Source organism: Streptomyces sp. NPDC059010, from assembly GCF_042740355.1.
Lineage (GTDB): Bacteria > Actinomycetota > Actinomycetes > Streptomycetales > Streptomycetaceae > Streptomyces.
Genome location: NZ_JBHYJA010000018.1, coordinates 13,316 through 36,536, shown reverse-complemented (window position 1 = coordinate 36,536; position 23,221 = coordinate 13,316). Strand labels below are relative to the sequence as shown.

The window sequence follows — 23,221 nt, the reverse complement described above, 5'->3', positions numbered from 1 at the left end:
CCGTCAAGCGTCCCAGAGCGCCCCGAGGGTCAGCAGGTCGCCCCGGTACTCGATCCGGTCCGCCCACTCCGTCGGCCAGGCGTCGTCCCCCAGCCAGGCGCCCGCGAAGGCGCCCGTCAGGCAGGCGATCGAGTCCGAGTCGCCGGAGGTGCAGGCGGCCCGGCGCAGGGCGGTCAGCGGCTCGTCGTGGAACCACAGGAAGCACAACAGCCCGGTGGCCAGGGCCTCTTCGGCGATCCAGCCCGCGCCGGTGGCCAGGCACGGGTCGGTCTCGGGCGAGGCCGTGTGCACGGCGTCCTGGAGGCGGTCCAGGATCTGCAGGCACTCGTCCCAGCCGCGCGCGATGAAGTGCTCGGGCGTGGGGTCCTGGCTGCGGGTCCACAGGTCGCCGAGCCAGCGCTCGTGGTAGCGGGCGCGGTTCTCCCGGGCGTACGACCGCAGCAGCTCGACCAGTGCGGCCGGCTCGGTGCCCTGCGCGAGCAGGCGTACGGCGTGTGCGGTCAGGTCGGACGCGGCGAGCGCCGTGGGATGCCCGTGGGTGAGGGCGGACTGCAACTGGGCGGCGCCCGCGCGCTGTTCGTCGCTGAGGCCCGGGACGAGCCCGATCGGAGCGACGCGCATGTTGGCGCCGCAGCCCTTGGAGCCTATCTGACTGGCGTCCTGCCAGAGCCTGCGCTCGTCCTTCAGCAGATTGCAGGCGACCAGGCAGGTCCGGCCCGGCGCGCGGTTGTTCTCCGGTGACTGGTACCAGTCGACGAACTCCTCGCGCACCGGCCGCTCCAGCCGCTGCGGCGCGAGCAGACCCCGGTCCATCGCCGTGCGCAGCCCCTTCCCCAACGCCAGCGTCATCTGTGTGTCGTCGGTGACGATCGCCGGCGTCGGCAGCTCCATCTCGCGCCAGGGACCGCACTTGGCGAGGATCGACGGCACGTCGTTGAACTCGGTCGGGAAGCCGAGCGCGTCCCCGAGGGCGAGGCCGAGCAGGGAGCCGGTGGCGGCGCGCTTGCGAACGGTGGTCATGGTCATGCGGGGCGTCCTTCCGGGGTCGGCCGAAGCAGGGGCGGGTGGAGGGCGGTGGCGGTGCCCGCGCGGTACAGCGCGGCCGGTTTGCCGCGGCCGCCGGTGAGCCGGGCGGCGCCGGGCACGGGCTCGACGAAGCCCGGCGTGGCGAGCACCTTGCGGCGGAAGTTGGGCCGGTCCAGGACGGTGCCCCACACCACCTCGTACACGTGCTGCAGCTCGCCGAGCGTGAACTCGGGCGGGCAGAAGGCCGCGGCGAGACTGGAGTACTCCAGCTTGGCGCCGACGCGGTCGTGGGCGTCGGCCAGGATCCGGTCGTGGTCGAAGGCGAGCGGCCCCGCCTTGCCGTACGGCACCCAGCGGGCCTGTGCCGCGTCACTGCCGCCGTGCGGTTCGGGCGGGTGGGGCAGCAGCGCGGTGAAGGCGACCGTCACCACCCGCATCCGGGGGTCGCGGTCGGGCTCGCTGTAGGTCCGCAGCTGCTCCAGATGCAGCCCCGAGACGTCCGACAGGCCGGTCTCCTCGGCGAGTTCACGCCGGGCCGCCGTCTCCGCCGACTCGTCCGGCTGCACAAAACCGCCGGGCAGCGCCCAGTGGCCCTTGTACGGCTCCTGCCCGCGTTCGACGAGCAGCACGTGCAGGACGCCGTCGCGGATGGTGAGGACCGCGAGGTCGGCGGTGACGGCGAAGGGCTCGTGGGCGTACTTGTCGTAGCCCTCGGGCACGGTGGGTCCCGGCATACCGCTCACCTCTTTTATAGTCGGAACGACTATTAGTCACTCCGACTATAAAGAGGGCGGACGGGTTGCACAACCCAACGGAAGGCAAATCCGCGCCGCCCCGCCGAGGAACCCCGTCTCACCCCGCCGCCGAGCCGCTCCGCCCCAGAAAGGCCAGCAGCCGCTCCCCGGGCCCCGCCCCCACGGGCACCGCGACCGGCGCGCCGAACCGGACGCCCCGGTCCGCCTCCGCGACCACGCACCGTGCGACGGGCAGCAGCTCGGCCGCGAGCGCACCGGGTATCGGCCGCGGCCGACCGCAGGACTGAGCGACGTCCCACCCGTGCACGGCGATCTCGACGGCCCCCACGGCGGCCATCACCCGCACGTCCAGCGGCCGTTCCCCCACGAGCGCCGACTCCGGCGGCCCGGCCGCCCAGGCACCGAGCACCGCGCACGCGCGCGTACGGAAGCCGCAGGCCCGGTCGGCGTCGGGCGCGACCAGCCCGATCCGCCCGCCGGTCAGGCCCTCGTACAACGCGTCCAGCGAGTCGTCGAGGTGCCCGAGCAGCTCCCCCAGGTCCCACTGCGCGCACGGCGTACCGCGCCCCGGGTTCACCCCGTCCGCATCGGCGACGCTGCCGAGCGCGTAGGCGAGCGAACGCTCCAGGAGCTCCCCGGAGTTCATGACAGGCCCCACAAGGCCCTCTGGGGCCCCTCAGGGGCCGTCTGAGAGGCATCCTGGATGGCCTCCCGGATGACCTCATGGGTGTTCTCCGGCCCCGCGAACTCCTCGCGGCCCGTGTCCGTCGTCCTCATCCCCGCTCCCTCCGTCATGGATACAGACCGGCCGGGAGGCGAAAACGAATCGGCCGGTCCCGGGCATCACCCGGAACCGGCCTCCACACGCGCGTGCGCTTACGGCACAACGACAGATCGACTTACAGATCGACTTCCTTCATCAGCATGCCGACCTCGGTGTTCGACAGCCGCCGCAGCCAGCCCGACTTCTGGTCGCCGAGGGTGATCGGCCCGAAGGCGACCCGCACCAGCTTGTCGACCGGGAAGCCGGCCTCGGCCAGCATGCGCCGCACGATGTGCTTGCGGCCCTCGTGGAGGGTCACCTCGACCAGGTAGTTCTTGCCGGTCTGCTCGACGACCCGGAAGTGGTCCGCGCGGGCGTACCCATCCTCCAGCTGGATGCCGTCCTTGAGCTTCTTGCCCAGGTCACGCGGGATGGGGCCCACGATGTGCGCGAGGTAGACCTTCTTCACGCCGTACCTGGGGTGGGTCAGCCGGTGCGCCAGCTCGCCGTGGTTGGTGAGCAGGATGACGCCCTCGGTCTCGGTGTCGAGCCGACCGACGTGGAAGAGCCGGGTCTCGCGGTTGGTGACGTAGTCGCCGAGGCACTGACGTCCCTCGTTGTCCTCCATCGTCGACACGACACCGGCGGGCTTGTTCAGCGAAAAGAACTGGTACGACTGCGTCGCCACCGTCAGCCCGTCGACCTTGACCTCGTCCTTCTCCGGGTCGACCCGCTTGCCCTGCTCCAGCACGATCTCGCCGTTGACCTCGACCCGCGCCTGCTCGACGAGCTCCTCACAGGCACGCCGGGAGCCGTAGCCGGCCCGCGCGAGCACCTTCTGCAGCCGCTCGCCCTCCTGCTCGGCGCCCGGGAAGGTCTTGGGCAGCTTGACATCCTTCTTGCCCGCGTAGCGCTCGCGGTTGCGCTCCTCGGCCCGCGCGTCGTACTCGCGGGAGGTTGCCGGAGCCGAACGGCCCCGCCCGGTGCCCTGGCCCTGCTTGGGCCCGCCCTTGGCACCGCCCCGCGCCGAAGCGCCACGCCCCGACTTCGGGCCTTCCTGGTTGCCGGCGGGGCCTACGTCGTAGCGCCGCTCCTCCGGGCGCGGCTTCTTCGGCCGGCCGCCCTGCTTGTCGTCGCGGTTGTTACCGGCGCCACGGAAATTACCGCGACCACCGCTGCTCCCGCCGCGGCCGCCGCTGTTGCCACCACGGCTCCCGCCGTTGTTTCCGCTGCTGTTCCTGCCGCTGCTGCTTCGCATCAAAGTTCCGTCTTGTCGTCTGCGTCCTCGGAATCCGGAGCGTCCGGATCGAACGACGGGACTCCTTCCAGTGTCTCGGCCTCGATCGCCTCCGCCTCCGGGAGGAAGGGCGCGAGCTCCGGGAGCTCGTCCAGACCGCGCAGGCCCATCCGCTCCAGGAAGTAGTTCGTCGTCCTGTACAGGATCGCACCTGTTTCGGGTTCCGCGCCCGCCTCCTCGACCAGCCCGCGCTGGAGGAGGGTGCGCATCACACCGTCGCAGTTCACTCCGCGCACGGCCGAGACCCTGCTGCGGCTGACCGGCTGACGGTAGGCGACGACGGCCAGCGTCTCCAGGGCGGCCTGGGTGAGGCGGGCGGTCTGCCCGTCCAGGACCAGGCGCTCCACGGCCGCGGCGTACTCGGGCCGGGTGTAGAACCGCCAGCCGCCCGCGACGAACCGCAGCTCGAAGCCGCGGCCCTGGATGACGTACTCGTCGGCGAGCTCCCTGAGGGCCCCGGCGATCTGCCGCTTGGGCCGCTCCAGGAGCTTCGCCAGGTGTTCCTCGGTCGCGGGCTCGTCCACGACCATGAGCATCGCCTCCAGGGCGGGCTTGAGGTCGAGGTCGGCGACGGTACGCAGCCCGGCCGGAAGTTCGGTGGTCTCCTCACTCACGCCTTCTTCTCCTCCTTCGGCTGCTCGGGCGGCCGGTCGAACTCGTCGGTCACCAGGGGTGCGTCCTGCCCGTCCCCACCGGTCCACCGCACGACGAGCTCCCCGAGCGCCGTCTCCTGATCGAGGGCCACGGCCTTCTCGCGGTACAGCTCCAGCAGCGCCAGGAATCGCGCCACGACGGTGAGGGTGTCGGCGGTGTCCTCGATGAGCGCCCGGAAGCTGGCCTCGCCGAGCTCCTTCAGCCGCGCGACGACGATCCCGGCCTGTTCCTGCACGCTGACCAGCGGCGCATGGATGTGATCGACGTACACCTGCGGCTTGGGCCGGGGCTGCATCGCCTTGATGGCGAGTTTGGCGAATCCTTCCGCCCCGATGCTGATGACCACCTCGGGCAACAGCTCGGCATGGTGTGGTTCGAGTCCGACGGTCCGCGGATAGCGCCGCGCCTCGTCGTCGAGCCGCCGGCTGAAGATGTCGGCGATCTGCTTGTACGCCCGGTACTGCAGCAGCCGCGCGAACAACAGGTCCCGTGCCTCCAGCAACGCGAGGTCGGCCTCGTCCTCCACCTCGGCCGAGGGCAGGAGGCGGGCCGCCTTGAGGTCGAGCAGGGTGGCCGCGACGACGAGGAACTCGGTCGTCTCGTCCAGGTCCCAGTCCGGCCCCATCGCCCTGATGTGCGCCATGAACTCGTCGGTCACCTTGGACAGGGCGACCTCGGTGACATCGAGCTTGTGCTTGGAGATCAGCTGGAGGAGGAGGTCGAAGGGGCCCTCGAAGTTGGAGAGCCGGACCTTGAAGACACCGTCGTCATCGCCGTCACCGGCCTCATGTGCCGATTCCTGCTCGGGGCCGGCCGCGTCGGGGGCGGCCACCTCGGGAGCGGCCACCTCGGATTCGGGCTCCGCTTCCGGTACGACGACCTGCGGATCCGGCTCCGGCTCTGGCTCCGGCTCTGGCTCCGGGACCACGACCTCGGGAACCTCGGGCGCCGGCTCCGCGGGAACCGCGACCGGCGCGGTCACGGGCGCCGTGCCCGGCCCTCGCCCCAGCGCACGCCGACGACCACCGGAGGTACCGGTGCCGCGGGCGGGAACGTCGTTCGAGGTCATAGCCCCCGCAGGCTACCGCTACCGCCCGCGAAGCCGTCGTACGAGGATGCTGGCGTCGCCGCGGCTCTCCAGATCGGCGAGCACCACGGCCACCGCCTCACGGACGATCCGCCCGCGGTCCACGGCCAGCCCGTGCTCGCCCCGGAGGACCAGACGCGCGTGCTCCAGGTCCATGAGCTCCTCGGCGGAGACGTACACGGTGATCTTCTCGTCGTGCCGCTCACGCCCGCTGGGCCGCCGCGCCGCCGCCCGCCCGCGCTTGCGCGGCGCGGCGGAAGCAGCGGCAGTGGCAGAAGCGGCAGCGGAACCGGAACCGGATGCGGCGGAACCGCCGGAGGCATTCGCACCGGCGGAACCGGCAGAACCTTCCTGCGCCTCCTGACGCCGGGCGGAGCGCTCCGCGGCGGCGGCCCGGCTGCGCGACTCCCCGGCGTCGACGGACTCCGTGTCGGCGGCCACATGTTCCGCACCGTCGCCGTCGCCGCCCTGTACGGGCACCGACTGCGGCGCATCCTCGGCGGCGGCGGCCGCGTCACTCTCCCCCGCGGGAGCCGGCACCCGGGCCTCGCCGTTGACCGGGCGCCGGGGAGTGGACGGCTGGAGCGCCATACCCCCTGTCGTACGGAACAGTTCGTCGGCCCCCGGCAGACTCACTCGGCGTGACACCGGGCGAGCACCTCCCTGGCGAGCTGGCGATAGGCGGCGGCGCCGACGGAGTTGGAGGCGTACGTGGTGATCGGCTCACCGGCGACCGTGGTCTCCGGGAAGCGGACCGTGCGCCCGATGACCGTGTGGTAGACGTGATCGTCGAAGGCCTCGACGACACGCGCGAGCACCTCACGGCTGTGCACGGTGCGCGAGTCGTACATCGTGGCGAGGATCCCGTCGAGCTCCAGATCCGGGTTGAGCCGCTCCTGGACCTTCTCGATGGTCTCGGTCAGCAGCGCCACACCACGCAGCGCGAAGAACTCGCACTCCAGCGGCACGATCACCTTGTGGGCGGCCGTCAGCGCGTTGACCGTGAGCAGGCCGAGCGAGGGCTGACAGTCGATCACGATGAAGTCGTAGTCGGGCAGCAGCGGCTTCAGGGCGCGCTGCAGCGTCGACTCGCGCGCGACCTCGGAGACGAGCTGGACCTCTGCGGCCGACAGGTCGATGTTGCTCGGCAGCAGGTCCATGTTGGGGACCGCCGTCTTCAGGAGCACCTCGTCCGCCGACATGCCCCGCTCCATGAGCAGGTTGTAGACGGTGAGGTCGAGCTCCATCGGATTGACGCCGAGACCGACCGACAGCGCGCCCTGCGGATCGAAGTCGACGAGCAGGACCCGGCGCCCGTACTCCGCGAGCGCGGCACCCAGGTTGATGGTCGACGTCGTCTTGCCGACGCCGCCCTTCTGGTTGCACATCGCGATGATCTTCGCGGGACCGTGGTCGGTCAGCGGACCCGGGATCGGGAAGTACGGCAGCGGACGCCCGGTCGGGCCGATGCGCTCACGGCGCTGCCGGGCAGCGTCGGGCGCGAGCGTGGCCGCGTACTCGGGGTCGGGCTCGTACTCCGCGTCGGGATCGTAGAAGTGCCCGTCGGGCAGTTCGTCGTAGTCGGCGAGTGGGTTGTGGGGCGCGCCACTTCCGTCGCCGGCCATGGCGTTCACGTGATGGCCATCCATGCTCTGGTTTGCTGACAGAGCCGTGCGGGGGCTGGTCTGGCTCTGCTGGGCTGCGAAGGTTCGGACAGCGACGGAGCCGACAGCCTCGAATCCCGCGGGACCCTGGCCCCGTACAGGCATTCCTGGTTGACCACCCCCGGGAGAAAATGTCGACTCATTCACAAGTCGTCTTACCTCCTTGGTGACCAGGAAATTTCTAGACAGGTCAGCGTGGCACCATGCCGACAGCTGGCGACTCTATGGCGTGTCGGCGGTCCGCAGCAACACAATCCGCCGGACCGGGCAGATGTGTCGACAATGAAACATCCCGCTGTCAAGGGCGTACGGCCGTCGCACAGCAGGTTTCACCGGTGTGCGAATCGGTCGAAGCGTTGCGTTCGAGGCGAGTTGACCGAGAGTCGCAAAGTGACCATACACACATCCGGCCGGACCTTTTCGGGCAAGGTCCGGCCGGGTGTGTGCGGTTGACGACTTGTGTTGACGTATCGCCTTTACCAGAAAGTGACTTAGCCGATCGGCTCAGCCGAGCAGCGTTTCGAGCTCCACGTGCTCCAGGCCGTGTGCCTCGGCGACCTCGCGGTAAACCACCTTGCCGTCATGCGTGTTGAGGCCCTTGGCCAGCGCCGGGTCACGGCGCAGCGCCTCGACCCAGCCCTTGTTCGCGAGCTCGACGATGTAGGGCAGCGTGGCGTTGGTGAGCGCGTAGGTGGAGGTGTTGGGCACCGCGCCGGGCATGTTGGCGACGCAGTAGAAGACCGAGTTGTGGACCGGGAAGGTCGGCTCGGCGTGCGTGGTGGGACGCGAGTCCTCGAAGCAGCCGCCCTGGTCGATCGCGATGTCGACAAGGACACTTCCCGCCTTCATCCGGGAGACCAGCTCGTTGGTGACCAGCTTCGGGGCCTTGGCGCCCGGGATGAGGACGGCACCGATGACGAGGTCGGCCTCCAGGCAGGCCTTCTCCAGCTCGAAGGCGTTGGAGACGACGGTCTGGATCTTCGTGCCGAAGACCTTGTCCGCCTCCTTGAGCTTGTTGATGTCCTTGTCGAGCAGGGTCACGTGGAAGCCCATGCCGATGGCGATCTGCGCGGCGTTCCAGCCGGAGACGCCACCGCCGATGACGACGGCACGGCCGGCCAGCACGCCCGGGACACCGCCCGGCAGCACACCGCGGCCACCGTTGGCGCGCATCAGGTGGTAGGCGCCGACCTGCGGGGCCAGGCGGCCCGCGACCTCGGACATCGGGGCGAGCAGCGGCAGGGCGCGGCTCGGGAGCTCGACGGTCTCGTAGGCGATCGCCGTGGTGCCGGACTCGATGAGGGCGTCCGTGCACTCCTTGGAGGCGGCCAGGTGCAGGTAGGTGAAGAGCGTCTGGTCCTTGCGCAGCCGGTGGTACTCCTCGGCGATGGGCTCCTTGACCTTCAGCAGCAGGTCGGCGGTGGCCCACACCTCGTCGGCGGTGCCGAGGATCTGGGCGCCTGCGGCGACGTACTCCTCGTCCGGGATCGACGAGCCGACACCGGCGCCGCGCTCGATGACGACCTGGTGGCCATGGCGCACCAGCTCGTGCACACCTGCGGGGGTGATGGCCACCCGGAACTCGTTGTTCTTGACCTCGCGGGGGATGCCGACCTTCACGTCGATCACGGTCCTTGGCTCAGAGGGTGTGGGGGCATTGCAAGACATACCCAGGCATGCAGGGCACACCGGGAGACACCGCAGGAGAAGGTGCGGCAGAGCCAGTCTAATGAAGGCGTACCCGCTGTCTAGCCTTTCATTGCATCAATCTTCAGCGGATGCACTACGGATTTCGCAGGCATTGGCACCGCTCTCCGGCTCGAAAGCATCTTGCTCGGGCCCCGGCACCTGCGTATCGGGCTCCTCGGGCTCCTCCCCCAGCATCCGCCGAGCGGCGCCCCGGTGCAGCTGCGCGGCCGCGGGATCGCCCAGGTGGTCCAGGGTGTCGGCGAGCCGCATGTACAGAGCCGCGTGCAGCCGCGGATCCTCGGCGCGCCGTGCCCACTCCACCGCCTCCTGGCAGGTGCGCAGCGACTCCTCGGGCCGCCCCGCGTACTCCTGGACCCGCGCCAGCTCGCTCAACGCCCGGGCGTGAGCGGCGAGGTCGCCGTTCTTGCGGTGCCCGGCGACCGCGGCCCGCCAGTGCCGCAGCGCCTCGCCGTACCGGCCCGCGAAGGTGTGGGCGGCGCCGATGCGGCCGTACAGCCGGGCGGCGTCCGCGCGCTCGTCGCGGGCCAGCCGCTGGGCCAGCGCCCGGCCGAACCAGTCGGCGGCCCGGTCGTAGTCCCCGAGCTCCAGATGGGCGCCGCCTACGGATTCCATCGCGCGGCCGGTCGCATACGGGTCGTTCGCCTGTCGTCCGGCGTCCAGAGCGGCCCGATAGCGCACCAGCGCCGCCTGCGTACGGCCGGTCCTGGCGTCGACGTCGCCGAGGTTCAGCAGGGCCGCGGCCTTCTCGCGGGGCAGGTTCCGGCGCTCGGCCACGTCGAGGACCAGGCTGTGGACGGCGTACAGGTCGTCGGCGGCCGCCTGGGTGCCGACGTGCGCGACCAGCGCCTTGACCAGCTGGGACATCAGGCGCCGGGCGACGGTGTCCAGCTCCCCGTCGGCGACCGCGGCCCGGGCCGAGGCCAGCAGGGCGGGCCGGCGGATGTTCAGCCAGTCGGCCGCCGCGCGCGGGTTGGGGAAGCGCAGCGCCTGGGGCATGCCGAGGAGCTTCTGGCGGGTCTCGGGGGTGTCGGTCTCGGTGATCGCCCGGCAGGACTGCAGCAGCCGTACGCTCCGCTCCAGCATGCGGGCGCGGGCGAGCTGCAGCTCGGCGGGGCGGTCCTGGGTCTCGGTGAGGGTCTTGAGGTACGGGTGCAGACAGGCCGGCACCTCGTACTGCGGCAGCGGCGAGTCGACGGCGTGCAGCAGGCCGCGGGCGGCGAGGTCGTCCAGGGTGGTGCGGGCGCTGTCGACCGAGGAGCCGGCCAGCGCGGAGGCGGTGTGCGGGTCGACGAGGATGCCCGGCGCGAGGGAGAGCAGGCGCAGTATGCGGGCGGCCGGGGTGGACAGGGACGCGTAGACGAGGCGGAAGACCCGGCTCAGCGCCGTGCCCTCCTCGCCCTCGGCGCGCAGCTGCTTGGCGAGGTCGGCGACGGCCGCCTTGGGGCGGGCGGCGAGCCAGCCCCCGGCCAGCACCAGCGCGGCGGGCTGCCCCTGGCACACCTCGGCCAGGCCCTCGGCGGCCCTCGGATCGACGGTGATGCGGACCGAGCCGGCCTGCCGGGACAGCAGCTCCACGGCCGACTTGGTGTCCAGGCCGCCGAGCGTGCACGGCCGTACGTCGGAGATCCCGGTCAGTGGTCCGGCGGAGACGGCGACGGCCAGGCATTCCGGGGCGTCCGGCAGCAGGGCGTCGACCTGCTCGGCCTCCGCCGCGTCGTGCAGCAGGAGCAGGGCCCGGCGCCCGGCGAGGGCCTTGCGCAGGGCCGCCGTGAGGTCGTCCTCGGCGGCGCCGGGCGGGATCGGCCGGTCCAGGGCGCCGAGCAGCTCGCGGGCGGCGCGCTCGACGGGGACGGGGGTGCCGTCGGGTTCGCTCAGCCGGGCGCGCAGCACGCCGTCGGCGTAACGGTCCGCCACCTGCCGTACCAGTTCCTCGGCGAGCGCGGTGCGGCCCGAGCCCGGGCGGCCGGCGATGAGCAGTACGCGCGCGCGTGGCGCCTTGCGGCCGGAGAGGGTGTCCAGGCCCGCGCGCTCGATGTCGGCGCGCAGCTCCTTCAACTCGCGGGTGCGGCCCAGGAATTGGTTCTCGCCGGACGCGTGAGCCGACACCTGCACGCCGCCTGTGTCCACCACCTGATCCGTCACGGGCCACGCTCCCGTCCCACCACACGCGCAAGCCCGCCGGGACTCCGGTTCGGGCGTATTCAGAGCCTAGTTCACGCTCTGCTACGTTCCGTGCGGAGCACGGCGGGCACGGCGAGGACATCCCCCGACCGGATCAGCCGATCTTCACACTGACGGGTGGATGTGCCCGTTCAGGACTCGAAGGGGCGCGCGGGCCACGGCGCCTCCGCCGGGCGCAGCGCGTCGAGACCGTCGCCGTTCCTCGCGGCGACCAGCGACAGCACGCCCACGACGAGGCAGTTGTTGTGCAGCTCGCCCGCGAGCACCCCCCGGACGAGCTCGTCGACCGGCACGCGGGCGTGCTCCATGTCGGCCTCCTCGTCCTCCACCTCGAAGCGCTTCCCCTCGGCCTCGGACAGGTTGCGGGCGAGGAAGACCCGTACGGCCTCGTCGCAGCCGCCGGGGGTGGTGTAGACGTCGGTCAGCACCCGCCAGTCCTCGGCCTTGACGTGGGCCTCCTCGTACAGCTCGCGCTGGGCGGCGTGCAGCGGGTTCTCACCGGGGATGTCGAGCAGCCCGGCCGGGATCTCCCAGAGCTTGTGCCGCACCGGGTGGCGGTACTGCCTGATGAGCAGGACACGGTCCTCGTCGTCCAGGGCGAGGACGGCCACCGAGCCGGGGTGGACCTGGTAGTCGCGCCCCACCACCGAGCCGTCGGGCATGACCACGTCGTCCCTGCGGACGGAGGTCTTGTTGCCCACGAAGGGGGTGTTCGTGGCGCGGATCTCCCACTCCTCCGGGGTGTCCTCGATCGTCATGCCCTGCCCTTCCACACGCTCTCAAAAGACCGGCCAAGGAAACCGGGGCGCCAACCTTTGAAGGTTTGCACCCCGGCCACCGTACAACTCTCGTGTTACTTCGAATTCTTACGCTCGACCGAGGCCTTCACGAGGCCGGCGAACAGCGCGTGCGGGCGGGTCGGGCGCGAGCGCAGCTCGGGGTGGGCCTGCGTGGCCACCAGGTAAGGGTGGACCTCGCGCGGGTACTCGACGTACTCCACGAGCTTGCCGTCGGGCGACGTGCCGGAGAACAGGATGCCCGCCTTCTTCTCCAGCTCCGCGCGGTAGGCGTTGTTGACCTCGTAGCGGTGGCGGTGCCGCTCCTCGACGTACTCCTTGCCGTCGTACACCTCGCGCACGATGGAGCCCTCGGCCAGCTTGGCCGGGTACATGCCGAGCCGCATGGTGCCGCCCATGTCACCCTCACCGGCGACGATGTCGAGCTGCTCGGCCATGGTGGAGATGACCGGGTGGGAGGTGGCCGGGTCGAACTCGGTGGAGTTGGCGTCGGAGATGTCGGCGAGGTTTCGGGCCGCCTCGATCACGATGCACTGCAGGCCCAGGCACAGGCCGAGCAGCGGGATCTTGTTCTCGCGGGCGTACTTGATCGCGCCGACCTTGCCGAGCACACCACGGTCGCCGAAGCCGCCCGGGATACAGATGCCGTCCACGTCGGCGAGCTGCTGCTTGGCGCCGGCCGGGGTCTTGCAGTCGTCGGAGGTGACCCACTTGATCTTCACGCGGGCCTTGTTGGCGAAGCCGCCCGCGCGCAGCGCCTCGGTCACCGAGAGGTAGGCGTCGGGCAGGTCGATGTACTTGCCGACCAGCGCGAGGGTGATTTCGTGGTCCGGGTTGTGGACGCGGTCGAGCAGGTCGTCCCAGGTCGTCCAGTCGACATCGCGGAACGGCAGGTCCAGCTTGCGCACGACATAGGCGTCCAGGCCCTCGCCGTGCACGGTCTTGGGGATGTCGTAGATCGAGCGGGCGTCGGGGCAGGCGACCACGGCGGCCTCGTCGACGTCGCACATCAGCGAGATCTTGCGCTTGATCGCGGTGGGCACCTCACGGTCGCAGCGCAGCACGATCGCGTCTGGCTGGATACCGATGTTGCGCAGCGCCGCAACCGAGTGCTGGGTCGGCTTCGTCTTCAGCTCTCCCGAGGGGCCGATGTACGGCAGGAGCGAGATGTGGACGACGAAGACGTTGTCACGGCCGACCTCGTGACGGACCTGGCGGACGGTCTCCAGGAACGGCAGCGACTCGATGTCGCCGACCGTGCCGCCGACCTCCGTGATCACGACGTCGACCTCGTCCGTCGCCATGCGGCGGATGCGGTGCTTGATCTCGTTGGTGATGTGCGGGATGACCTGCACGGTGTCGCCGAGGTACTCGCCGCGCCGCTCCTTGGCGATCACGGTGTTGTACACCTGGCCGGTGGTGACGTTCGCCGAGCCGTCCAGGTCACGGTCGAGGAACCGCTCGTAGTGGCCGATGTCCAGGTCGGTCTCGGCGCCGTCGTTGGTGACGAACACCTCGCCGTGCTGGAAGGGGTTCATCGTGCCAGGGTCGACATTGAGGTAGGGGTCGAGCTTCTGCATCACGACGCGCAGACCCCGCGCCTTGAGCAGCATGCCGAGGCTGGAGGCCGTCAGGCCCTTGCCGAGCGAGGAGGCGACACCCCCGGTGACGAAGATGTGCTTGGTCGTCGTGGCTGCGTTGGTTCGAAAAGCAGCGGGCGGCATGGCCAAGAGGGGGCTCCCGTGGTCGCGATCTTGAAGTGCGGTTCGGGGGTCTGTACGCCCACCGGTCCACGGGCTACCAGGGTATCAGCGCCAGGGACCGATGGCTTCCGGCCACGCTCCGCACATGAGCCGGCACGGATCCGCACCCTTCACCGATTTCCCGCGCATCGGTCACCCATTGCTCACCCGTTCGGCCGACCCGGGTTGCCCGGACCGGCACGCAGATCATCTACGTGCGTCGTATCCTGCTCGGACATTCGCTGCCGAGCCCGGCCGGCAACACGGCACCACCCCTCGCCCGTAACCACCGGAACAACGATGGCTCGTCAGTTCGTTGAGCAGAGATTGTCGAGAAGAGACTGTCGTTTTGCCTCACGGCGGAGACGACTGCTTTGCTTCACGGCTCAACGACGCATTACAACCACCCCTTGACCGCACTAAGCGAGAGCCCCCTTTCCACATAGGGGGTGACGTGGCCGTTCGACTGGAGTTGCACGTGGCCGGGCGCATCGAAGACTACGCACTCATCGGAGACATGCAGACCGCTGCACTGGTCTGCCGGGACGGCACAGTGGACTGGCTGTGCCTGCCCCGCTTCGACTCGCATGCCATCTTCGCCGGTCTGCTCGGCACAGAGGAACACGGCTTCTGGCGGCTCGGCCCCGCGCACGCCTCCGACGCCCCGCCGCCCACCGCTGCCCGGCGCAGCTACCGCGGCGACTCCCTGATCCTGGAGTCCGAGTGGGACACGCCGCGCGGCACGGTCCGGGTGATCGACTTCATGCCCCCGCGTGACGGCGCGCCCCAGCTGATCCGCATCGTCGAGGGCGTCTCGGGCCGGGTGCCGATGCGCTCGACGCTCAGGATGCGTTTCTCGTACGGCCGGGTGGTGCCCTGGGTGCACAAGCACGAGGGCCGTACGGTCGCCGTCGCGGGCCCGGACTCGGTGTGGTTCGACACGGAGGCCGAGACCTACGGCAAGTCGCTGACGACGTACTCGGACTTCACGGTCGCCCCGGGTGAGCGGATCGCGTTCACGATCTCCTGGGAGCCCTCGCACAAGCAGCCGCCGGCCCTGCCCGAACCCGAGCAGTCGCTGGAGGCGACGGAGGACTTCTGGCGCGAGTGGGTCGAGCACTGTACGTACCACGGCCCCTATCGCGAGGCGGTCATCCGCTCGCTGATCACGCTGAAGGCGCTGACCTACGCCCCGACGGGCGGCATCGTCGCGGCCCCGACGACCTCCCTGCCCGAGGACATCGGCGGCGTCCGCAACTGGGACTACCGCTACACCTGGCTCCGCGACGCGGCGATCACCCTCTCCTCGCTGCTGCGCACCGGCTACCGTGAGGAGGCCCGCGCCTGGCGCGAGTGGCTGCTCAGGGCCGTCGCGGGCGACCCGGAGAACCTGCAGATCATGTACGGCATCGCCGGCGAGCGCGAGCTGGGCGAGGCCGAGCTGGACTGGCTGCCCGGCTACGAGAACTCCGCGCCGGTCCGGGTCGGCAACGGCGCCGCGCACCAGCTCCAGCTGGACGTGTACGGCGAGGTCACCGAGGCCCTGCACCTGGCGCACATGACGGGCCTGGCCCGCAACGACTACGCCTCGCTGCTCCAGCTCAAGCTGATCCGCTACCTGGAGGACCACTGGGACGAGCCGGACGAGGGCATCTGGGAGGTGCGCGGCCCGCGCCGCCACTTCGTGCACTCCAAGGTGATGGCCTGGGTCGCCGTCGACCGCACCATCAAGCTCATCGAGTCCGGCGACGCGGACGGCCCGCTGGAGCGCTGGCGCGAGCTGCGCGACGACATCCACCGGGACGTGTGTGAGAAGGGTTACGACAAGGAGCGCAACACCTTCACACAGTCGTACGGCTCGAAGGAGCTGGACGCGTCCCTGCTGCTGATCCCGCAGATGGGCTTCCTGCCGCCGGACGACAAGCGCGTCATCGGCACCATCGAGGCGATCCAGCGCGAGCTGTCCACCCCGGACGGCTTCATCCTGCGCTATCCGACCGAGGGCGAGCACGAGGGCGTCGACGGCCTGCCCGGCGATGAGGGTGCCTTCCTGGCCTGCTCGTTCTGGATGGCGGACGACCTGGCGATGATCGGCCGCGTCGACGAGGCCCGCAAGCTGTTCGAGAAGCTGCTGTCGCTGCGCAACGACCTCGGACTGCTGGCGGAGGAGTGGGACCCGGTCCGCCAGCGTCAGGTCGGCAACTTCCCGCAGGCCTTCAGTCACGTTCCGCTGATCGACACGGCGCTGCGTCTGACGGCGTCCGGGGCGTACGGCGGCTGAACAGGACCGTCGGCCGAAGCCTGCCTACGCTGGGATCCATCAGCCCCTGCACGAAAGGGGGCGCCCCATGGCCTCCCCATCGAAGGCGGGCGCGGCCCTCACCGCGCTGCGCGAGGATCTGGTCGGCGACGTGTTCGCTCCGGGAGATCCGGGCTACGACGAAGCCCGGGCCGTCTTCAACACGATGATCGACCGCCGGCCCGCGGTCATCGCCCAGTGCGTGGACGAGGACGACGTCGTGCGGGCGGTGCGGTTCGGCCGGGAGCTGGACCTCAACATCGCGGTGCGCGGCGGCGGGCACAGTGTGGCAGGCATGGCGGTCAACGACGGCGGACTGGTCGTCGACCTGCGGCACATGCGCGCGGTCGGCATCGATCCCGCGGCCGAGGCCGTGCGGGTCGCGGGCGGCGCCACGATGAGCGACCTGGACCGCGCCTGCCAGCCGCACGCCCTCGCCACGACCGGCGGCCGGGCCTCCACCACCGGGGTCGGCGGTTTCGTCCTCGGCGGCGGCTCCGGCTGGCTGGACCGCTGGTGCGGACTGGCCGTCGACAACCTGCTCGGCGTCGAGCTCGTCACCGCCGACGGCGAGCGGGTGCACGCCAACGCCGACGAGAACCCGGAGCTGTTCTGGGGCCTGCACGGCGGTGGCGGCAACTTCGGCGTCGCGACCTCACTCACCCTGAAGCTCCATGAGCTGCCCGAGTTCTGCATCGCGCTGGTGCTGTATCTCCCGGAGTTCGGCTCCGAGGTCGTCCGCACCTATCGCGAGCTGATCGCCGCGGCCCCCGACGAGGCGAGCGGCGGCGTGCTGTATCTCACCGGCCCGCCCGAGGAGTTCGTCCCGCCGCACCTGGTCGGCACGCTCCTGTGCGGTGCCCTGCTGACGTACGCCGGGCCCGAGGGGGACATGCTCAAGCTGGCCGAGCCGCTGCTGGCGCTGCCGCACGAGTCGCAGATCGTCGGGGCGATGCCGTACGCCGATGTGCAGTGCATGCTCGACGATCCGCCGGGGATGCGGAACTACTGGTCGGCGGAGTATCTGACCGGCGCGCCCGACGAATACGTGGACGCCTTCTGCGCCGGGGGCGAGGCCATGCCCACGCCGACCGGCACCATCCATGTGCTGTTCCCGCTGGGCGGGGCCATCGCCGCGGGCCCGCGCGAATACCCGGTGCCCTACCGCGACGCCCCCTGGGCGGTGCATCCCTTCGGGATCTGGGAGGACCCCGCGGACGACGAGCGGTGCGTCCGGTGGGTCCGGGATGTCCGCGCCGACGCCCGGCCGTGGAGCACGGGCGCGGTCTACCTCAACTTCATCGGGGATGAGGGCGCCGAGCGGGTCGTGGCCGGAGTGGGCAAGGAGAACACGCGGCGGCTGGCCGAACTGAAGCGCCGCTACGACCCCGACAACGTCTTCCGCTTCAACCACAACATCCTGCCGGCCTGACGGCTCAGGACGGCTCAGGACGGCTCAGGACGGCTCAGGACGGCTCAGGACCTCTTGGGCCGCGACACGGCGGCCCGGTCAGGCCCGCGCGAGCGCCGCCAGCGTCCGCTCCCCGCCCGGATCGCCCGCCGTCGCCGGGACGAGGGCGATCTCGTCGAGCCCGGCCCCGGCGTACTCCTCGGCACGCGCGCGTACGGCGTCCAGGTCGCCCACCAGGCCGACCGTGCCCGCCGCCGCGGCGGGCAGCACCCGCACCAGCGTGCCGGAGTCGGCACCGCTGCGGGCCAGTTCGACGGCCGCCCCGAACCCGGCCGCCTCGAACATGCCGCTGTAGCCCGGCACGGTCAGATACCCGGCGATGCTCCGGAGGACCTGCGCCAGGGACGCCGGGTCCGGGTCGACCGCGGCCGGCAGCCAGGCGGCCAGCGTCGGCGGCGACCTACGGCCGGCGCGCTCAGCGGCGGCGTCGAGCTTCGCGCGCAGCACGCGGACCTGTTCCGGCGAGACGATGTCGAGCAGCATCCGGTCGGCGTGCGCGGCGGCCGTGGCGATCGCGCGGTCCCCGAAGGCCGCCACGGTGAGCGGGCCGCCGGGCGGCTGGAGGCGGCGCGGGAAGGCGCTGCCGGGGACGACCGGTTCACCGGGCCTGCCGTGCAGAAAGCGGCGTACGGCCGCCGCCGAGGCCTCCATCGCCGCCGCGGGCCGCACCCGCGGCACCCCGTGCACGCCCTCGACGACCCGCTTGCTGGACGTCCCGAGCGCCACCCCGACCGGCCGCCCGACGACGGCCGCGACGGACGCCGCACCCCGCGCGATGCCGAACGCGTCCCGCACCGACACCGCCACCGGCCCGGCCGTCAACGCCACCCGCTCGGTGTCCCGCCCGATGGCGGCGGCAAGGACGAAGGAGTCCCAGGTCGGCCCCTCCCCCGCCCACACCTCGCGGTACCCGAGCCGATCGGCGACCACCGCCACCCGCAACGGCTCCTCGACCGGACTGTCGTCCTCCCGTGCCACGGCGACCACGCTGAAGTCCATGCGGGCGCCGCTACCCCGCCGCACGCGCGGTAACCGGGTCCTCCTCCCGCTCGGCCGAGTCCTCCAGCACGATCCGCCCGATGACCTCGTACCGCTCCGGCCGCCGGGCCCTCAACCAGAGCCCGAGCGCGAGTCCGCCGAAGAAGACCAGCCCCACGATCCACGGAATCGCCTTGAAGAACAGCGATCCGGCCGCCGTACCGGCCGCGGTGTCCAGGTTGGTCACCAGCAGCCCGACGACCGCGAGCATCCCGAGGCCGCCGAGCAGCGGGGCGGTGAAGGTGCGGAACCAGTGGCGGTCCTCGGGGTGGTTGCGGCGGAAGTAGCCGATGACCGCGAAGGAGCACAGGGTCTGCACGATGAGGATCGCCATCGTGCCGAGGATCGCCAGCAGGGTGTAGAGGTGGACGTACGGGTCCTGCCCGGTCAGCCAGAAGGCGCCGACGAGCCCGACCGCGATCACCGACTGCACGAACGACGCGATGTGCGGCGACCCGTGCCGGGCATGAGTCCGGCCCAGCGCCGGATGCAGGAAGCCCTCGCGGCCGACGGCGTACAGATAGCGCGCCGCGCACTGGTGGAAGGCCATTCCGCAGGCGAACGAGCCGGTGATCAGCAGCCACTGGAAGGCGTCGACCGCCCAGGCGCCGATGTAGGTGTGGGCCGGGTCGAAGAACAGGTCGAGCGGGCTGGTGCCGGAGGAGATCCTCACGGAGCCCTTGAGGCCGTTGCCGGCGATGGTCATCCAAGAGACGTAGATGTAGAAGATCCCGACGCCGATCACCGAGATGAGCGTCGCGCGCGGGATGACCCGCTTGGGGTCGCGGGACTCCTCGCCGTACATCGCCGTCGACTCGAAGCCGACCCACGACCAGAAGGCGAAGAACAGACCGAGACCGGCGGAGGCTCCGGTGAAGGCGTTCTTGGGGTTGATCGGCTCGACGGGGATGCCGTCCGGGCCGCCGCCGTGCAGCAGTACGGCCGTGGCGACCGCGAAGAGGACCGCGATCTCGGCGATGAGCATCACGCCGAGGGCCTTCGCGGTGAGGTTGATGTCGAAGAACGCCAGGACCGCGGTGACCAGCAGCATCGCGGCGGCGTAGAGGATCCAGGGCAGGTCGAGGCCGAGCTGGTCGTGGACCGTCGTCTGCGCGAAGTACGAGAAGACGCCGACGATGGACGCCTCGAAGACGACGTACGCCAGCACGGCGAGCATCCCGGACGCCATGCCGGTGATCCGTCCGAGCCCGTGCGAGATATAGCCGTAGAAGGCGCCCGCGGCGGTGATACGGCGGGCCATCGCGACGTAGCCGACGGAGAACACCGTCAGCACGAGCGTCGCGAAGAGATAGCCGGCGGGCGCGCCCGTGCCGTTGCCGAAGCCGACCGCGATGGGCAGGTTGCCGGTCATCGCGGTGATCGGCGCGGCGGTGGCGACGGCCATGAAGACGACGCCCACCAGGCCCACCGAGTTCGCCTTGAGCCGGTGTACCTCGCGCGCGGGTGTTTTTGTCATTCCATCCCTCTCAAGGTGCCTTCGCAACGAAATCCGAAGGTGAAAGCTCGGGCGGCTTCGGATACGTCAGTGTGGCGGGGCGGTGACGTATGCCACAACAGACAGGGGGTCCGGCAATGCCGGGTGCGGCGCGACGCATTGTCGGGCGCCGGGGGCCGGTGATCGTCTCCGTGACCGCCTGGATATGTCGGGGAAGCGGGCGCGCGGGTAGCGTCCGGTTCATGGACAGCGGTACGGGCGGTACGGGCGGCGGTACAGGCAGTACGGGCGGCAGGGACAGCGGTCCCGGTGCCGGATTCGGCACCCACGGCGCCGGAATCACCGTGCGGCGGGCGCTGGAGCTGCCCGGGCTGCGCAGCGGGCTCCCCGAGATCCTCGCGGGCGCCGACCGGCTGGGGCGGACCGTGCGCTGGGTGCACGCGGGCGAGGTGCCCCACATCGCCTCGCTGCTCAAGGGCGGGGAGCTGCTGCTGACCACCGGCTACGGCCTCGGCACCCGCCCGGCCGACCAGCGCGCGTTCGTGCGCACCCTGGCCGAGCGCGGCATCGCGGCCCTCGTCGTCGAGCTCGGCCCGCGTTTCACGCGTCTGCCCGCCGCGCTGGTCGACACGGCCCGTACGGCCGGTCTGCCGCTGGTCCAGCTGCATCGCGAGGTGCCCTTCGTGACGGTCACCGAGGAGATCCACACGGAGATCGTCAACGGCCACTACGCGCTGCTGCAACGGGCGGAGGAGGTGCACCGCCGGTGCACGGAAGCACTGCTCGGCGGCGGTGGTGTGCCCCAGGTCCTGGGCATCCTGGCCGACTTCAGCGGCAACCCGGTCTTCCTGGAGACGACGGACGGACGGCTGCTGTACGCCGCCGGGGCCGGTCCCGAGGGCGCGGATCCGCTGCAGGTGTGGGAGGGGCTGCGGGAGCAGCACAAAGACACCCCGCCGCCCGCCGGATCGGTGCTGGTGGACGTTCCGGGCGGCGGCGCCGGGACGGGCTCGGTGCGGGCACGGCTCGTCCTCCTGCCCGTGCGGGGCGCGCTCACGCCCGTGCATCGCATCGCCGCCGAGCGGGCCGCGGGCATCCTGGCCGTGGTGCTGATGCAGGCTCGGCAGGAGGAGGAGCTGGCGGCACGCGGGCGCGGGGACTTCCTCACCGACCTCGCGGAGGGCCGTGTCTCCGCCGAGGACGCCCCGGCGCAGGCGCGCGTGCTGGGCTTCAAGCCGGGTGACAGCCCGCTGCTGCCGGTCGTGATGCGGCTCGGGGACGTGTTGTCGCCGGGCGGCGGCTGGGCGGTGCTGGCGCGCGCGGTCGCCGAGGAGCTGGCGTCCGTGGGAGTTCCGGTGCTGCTGGGCGTACGGCCCGTCGAGGGGCGCGTCCCCCTGCTGCTGGGCCTGCGTTCGGAGTCGGAGCGGTCGGCGGTCGCGGACCGGGTCGCGGCGGCGCTGCGGGCGGGTGTGGAGCGGGCCGGGATCCAGCGGCCGGGGACGCAGCCGCCGGTCGTGGTCGTCGGGGTGGCCGGCGGCTGGGCGGCGGCCTCGGCGGGCCTCAGGCACGCGGCGGAGACGGCGACGGCGGCACAGGGCCTGCCGGACCGCCCCTGGTACGACGCCCGGCGCCTGGACATCGACCTGCTGCTGTGGCGCCTGCGCGACCATCCGGACCTCGCGGCCTTCGTGGACCGAGCGATCGGCCCGCTCCGCGACCACGACCACCGCTCCCGGCCGCCTCTTCTCCCCACCCTGCAGACGTACTTGGCGCACGCGGGCCGCAAGGCGGAGACGGCCCGCGAGCTCCACCTCAACCGCCAGACGCTCTACAACCGTCTCGCCCGCATCGGCGAGTTGCTCGGCACGGACCTCGACGACCCGCAGACGGTACTGGCATTGAGCCTGGCACTACGGGCGCGGCGGCATGTGCCCTAGGACCTCTCCGGGCGACTAGATCATGGGCTGCGGCTGCGTCAACTCGTCGTAGACACTCAGCACCTGGGCGACGGTCTCGTCCTCGGTCGGCCAGGTGGCCACCTGGCGCACGCCCCGCTCCTTGAGAAGCTCCTGCCGCTCCGGATCGCCGAGCAGCCGTACGACGGCGTCGGCGAGCGCCTTCGCATTGCCGTACGGGACGAGTTCGGCGGCGTCGCCGACGAGTTCCGCCATGCCGCCGACGTCGGTGGCGACGAGCGGCACGCGTGCGTGCAGCGCCTCCTGGGCCAGCAGGGACCGCGACTCCCAACTGCTGGAGAGAAGCGCGATGTCGGCGGCGGCGAGCAGTTCGGTGACGTCGTCGCGCCGCCCGATGAGCCGCACGGGCAGCCCCTCGTCCTCGATACGGCGCTGCAGATCGGCCCGCAGCGCCCCCTCCCCCGCGATCACGACCAACGGCACGGGATCGAGCCGCCGCCACGCGCACGCGGCGTCCAGCAGCACGTCGTATCCGCGATGCCGCTCCAGCGAGCCGACGGCGATCAGCAACGGGCGTCCGGTGGCGCCGAGTTCGGCACGGACCTTGGGCCGCAGCCGGTCGGGGTCGTCGTGCTGGACGGCACGGCGGAGCACGGGCAGCGCGACGGCGGCCAGGCGCGCGTCGCGCGCACCGGTCCGGCGGGCCCGGTCGACCAGGGCCGAGGTGGACCCGAGCACGACGGAGGCGGCCTTGACGACCCGCCGCTCCAACAGCCGTACGAGATGGGCGCGGGCGCCCTCGGCATGGGCCCGGTCGTGCCAGGTGACGACGAGCGGAGTGCGCCGCCCGCTCAGTGCCAGCACGGCACGGAAAGAGGCGTGCAGCCCGTGCGCGTGCACCAGGTCGGCGTCCGCGCAGGCGGCCCGCAGGGCGGCCACCGAGCCGGGATCGCTGCTGCGCGGCACGTGCACATGCTCGGCGCCGGCGCCCGTGAAGTCATAGAGATGATCGGCCTCGACGGGGGCGCACACGGTGACCCGCACGCCTCGCGCGACCAGCCCCGAAGCCAGCGATCGCACATGCGCGCTACTGCCGGCGTTGCCGCCGCCCAGCACCTGCACGGTGCGCAGCGACGACTGGCCGTGCGGTGAGTGGCTGCTCACGGGGGTCACGTGGCCGGGGCTCCTGGGTTCTGGGTCGGGCGGTCACGAAGAAAGTACAGAAGGATCGGGCGGAGGGGGTGTACCGCGAGGATCCCTACGCATACGACGTGTTTACGCCAAGGATGCCAGCACGTACGGGTGTTCCGGGACCGCCGAGTGGACAGCGACCGGTCGACTCGGCGAGCCGAGTCACCCGCACGG

18 protein-coding genes are annotated in these 23,221 nt (G+C 71.3%); 3 read left to right on the top strand and 15 right to left on the bottom strand.

The genetic code is table 11. The features are described from left to right. Positions 1-3: 3 nt before the first annotated feature. From ACFWYS_RS20855 to ACFWYS_RS20800, 12 genes are all read right to left on the bottom strand, one after another. A complete protein-coding gene (locus tag ACFWYS_RS20855; protein WP_384770793.1) occupies positions 4-1,026 on the bottom strand; it encodes an ADP-ribosylglycohydrolase family protein in 1,023 nt (340 codons plus the stop codon). Beyond that, positions 1,023-1,760 carry an NUDIX domain-containing protein gene (locus ACFWYS_RS20850; RefSeq protein ID WP_384770789.1) on the bottom strand — a complete coding sequence of 246 codons (738 nt, stop codon included), beginning with the start codon at positions 1,758-1,760 and terminating at the stop codon, positions 1,023-1,025. The genes ACFWYS_RS20855 and ACFWYS_RS20850 overlap by 4 nt, the downstream gene beginning before the upstream one ends. A 118-nt stretch (positions 1,761-1,878) precedes the next feature. Then, complete coding sequence (locus ACFWYS_RS20845; protein WP_384770786.1) at positions 1,879-2,427, bottom strand: TIGR03086 family metal-binding protein; 549 nt, start codon at positions 2,425-2,427, stop codon at positions 1,879-1,881. Between the two features lie 253 nt (positions 2,428-2,680). Further along, positions 2,681-3,802 (bottom strand): pseudouridine synthase, encoded by a 1,122-nt coding sequence (locus tag ACFWYS_RS20840; RefSeq protein ID WP_384770784.1) that lies wholly within the window; start codon positions 3,800-3,802, stop codon positions 2,681-2,683. Then, positions 3,802-4,455 carry an SMC-Scp complex subunit ScpB gene (gene scpB / locus ACFWYS_RS20835; protein WP_384770781.1) on the bottom strand — a complete coding sequence of 218 codons (654 nt, stop codon included), beginning with the start codon at positions 4,453-4,455 and terminating at the stop codon, positions 3,802-3,804. Before scpB ends, ACFWYS_RS20840 begins: the two co-directional genes overlap by 1 nt. Then, positions 4,452-5,564 (bottom strand): segregation and condensation protein A, encoded by a 1,113-nt coding sequence (locus ACFWYS_RS20830; RefSeq protein WP_384770778.1) that lies wholly within the window; start codon positions 5,562-5,564, stop codon positions 4,452-4,454. Before ACFWYS_RS20830 ends, scpB begins: the two co-directional genes overlap by 4 nt. A gap of 18 nt (positions 5,565-5,582) precedes the next feature. Further along, positions 5,583-6,230, bottom strand: coding sequence for a hypothetical protein (locus ACFWYS_RS20825; RefSeq protein ID WP_384770775.1), 648 nt, complete (start codon positions 6,228-6,230; stop codon positions 5,583-5,585). After that, positions 6,215-7,351, bottom strand: coding sequence for a ParA family protein (locus tag ACFWYS_RS20820; RefSeq protein WP_384770772.1), 1,137 nt, complete (start codon positions 7,349-7,351; stop codon positions 6,215-6,217). Before ACFWYS_RS20820 ends, ACFWYS_RS20825 begins: the two co-directional genes overlap by 16 nt. Positions 7,352-7,750: 399 nt before the next feature. Beyond that, the gene (gene ald / locus ACFWYS_RS20815) at positions 7,751-8,875 is read right to left on the bottom strand and encodes an alanine dehydrogenase (RefSeq protein ID WP_272116438.1); all 1,125 of its coding nucleotides are present in this window, start codon (positions 8,873-8,875) and stop codon (positions 7,751-7,753) included. Between the two features lie 135 nt (positions 8,876-9,010). Next, the gene (locus ACFWYS_RS20810) at positions 9,011-11,098 is read right to left on the bottom strand and encodes a tetratricopeptide repeat protein (protein ID WP_384770768.1); all 2,088 of its coding nucleotides are present in this window, start codon (positions 11,096-11,098) and stop codon (positions 9,011-9,013) included. Between the two features lie 170 nt (positions 11,099-11,268). Further along, positions 11,269-11,895 (bottom strand): NUDIX domain-containing protein, encoded by a 627-nt coding sequence (locus ACFWYS_RS20805; protein ID WP_384770765.1) that lies wholly within the window; start codon positions 11,893-11,895, stop codon positions 11,269-11,271. A 95-nt stretch (positions 11,896-11,990) separates the two neighbouring features. Next, entirely contained in the window at positions 11,991-13,658 is a 1,668-nt protein-coding gene (locus ACFWYS_RS20800) for a CTP synthase (RefSeq protein WP_384771207.1), read from the bottom strand. Between the two features lie 496 nt (positions 13,659-14,154). On the opposite strand from ACFWYS_RS20800, the gene ACFWYS_RS20795 reads away from it, so the two are divergent. After that, positions 14,155-15,957, top strand: a complete 1,803-nt coding sequence (locus ACFWYS_RS20795) for a glycoside hydrolase family 15 protein (protein WP_384771204.1) — start codon at positions 14,155-14,157, stop codon at positions 15,955-15,957. A 67-nt stretch (positions 15,958-16,024) separates the two neighbouring features. Continuing rightward, positions 16,025-17,407: an FAD-binding protein gene (locus ACFWYS_RS20790; RefSeq protein ID WP_384770762.1), complete on the top strand. Its 1,383-nt coding sequence runs from the start codon at positions 16,025-16,027 to the stop codon at positions 17,405-17,407. Positions 17,408-17,485: 78 nt separating this feature from the next. Here ACFWYS_RS20790 and ACFWYS_RS20785 read toward each other — a convergent pair whose 3' ends face one another. Together ACFWYS_RS20785 and ACFWYS_RS20780 are read right to left on the bottom strand one after the other, a co-directional pair. Then, on the bottom strand, positions 17,486-18,445 hold the full coding sequence (locus tag ACFWYS_RS20785) for an LLM class F420-dependent oxidoreductase (protein ID WP_384770759.1): 960 nt from the start codon (positions 18,443-18,445) through the stop codon (positions 17,486-17,488). 10 nt (positions 18,446-18,455) lie between these two features. Continuing rightward, positions 18,456-19,961 carry an APC family permease gene (locus ACFWYS_RS20780; RefSeq protein WP_384770757.1) on the bottom strand — a complete coding sequence of 502 codons (1,506 nt, stop codon included), beginning with the start codon at positions 19,959-19,961 and terminating at the stop codon, positions 18,456-18,458. 221 nt (positions 19,962-20,182) lie between these two features. Here ACFWYS_RS20780 and ACFWYS_RS20775 point away from each other — a divergent pair, with 221 nt between their 5' ends. Further along, positions 20,183-21,877: a PucR family transcriptional regulator gene (locus tag ACFWYS_RS20775; RefSeq protein ID WP_384770754.1), complete on the top strand. Its 1,695-nt coding sequence runs from the start codon at positions 20,183-20,185 to the stop codon at positions 21,875-21,877. A gap of 15 nt (positions 21,878-21,892) precedes the next feature. Here ACFWYS_RS20775 and ACFWYS_RS20770 read toward each other — a convergent pair whose 3' ends face one another. Then, entirely contained in the window at positions 21,893-23,029 is a 1,137-nt protein-coding gene (locus tag ACFWYS_RS20770; protein ID WP_384770752.1) for a glycosyltransferase family 4 protein, read from the bottom strand. Positions 23,030-23,221 lie beyond the last annotated feature (192 nt).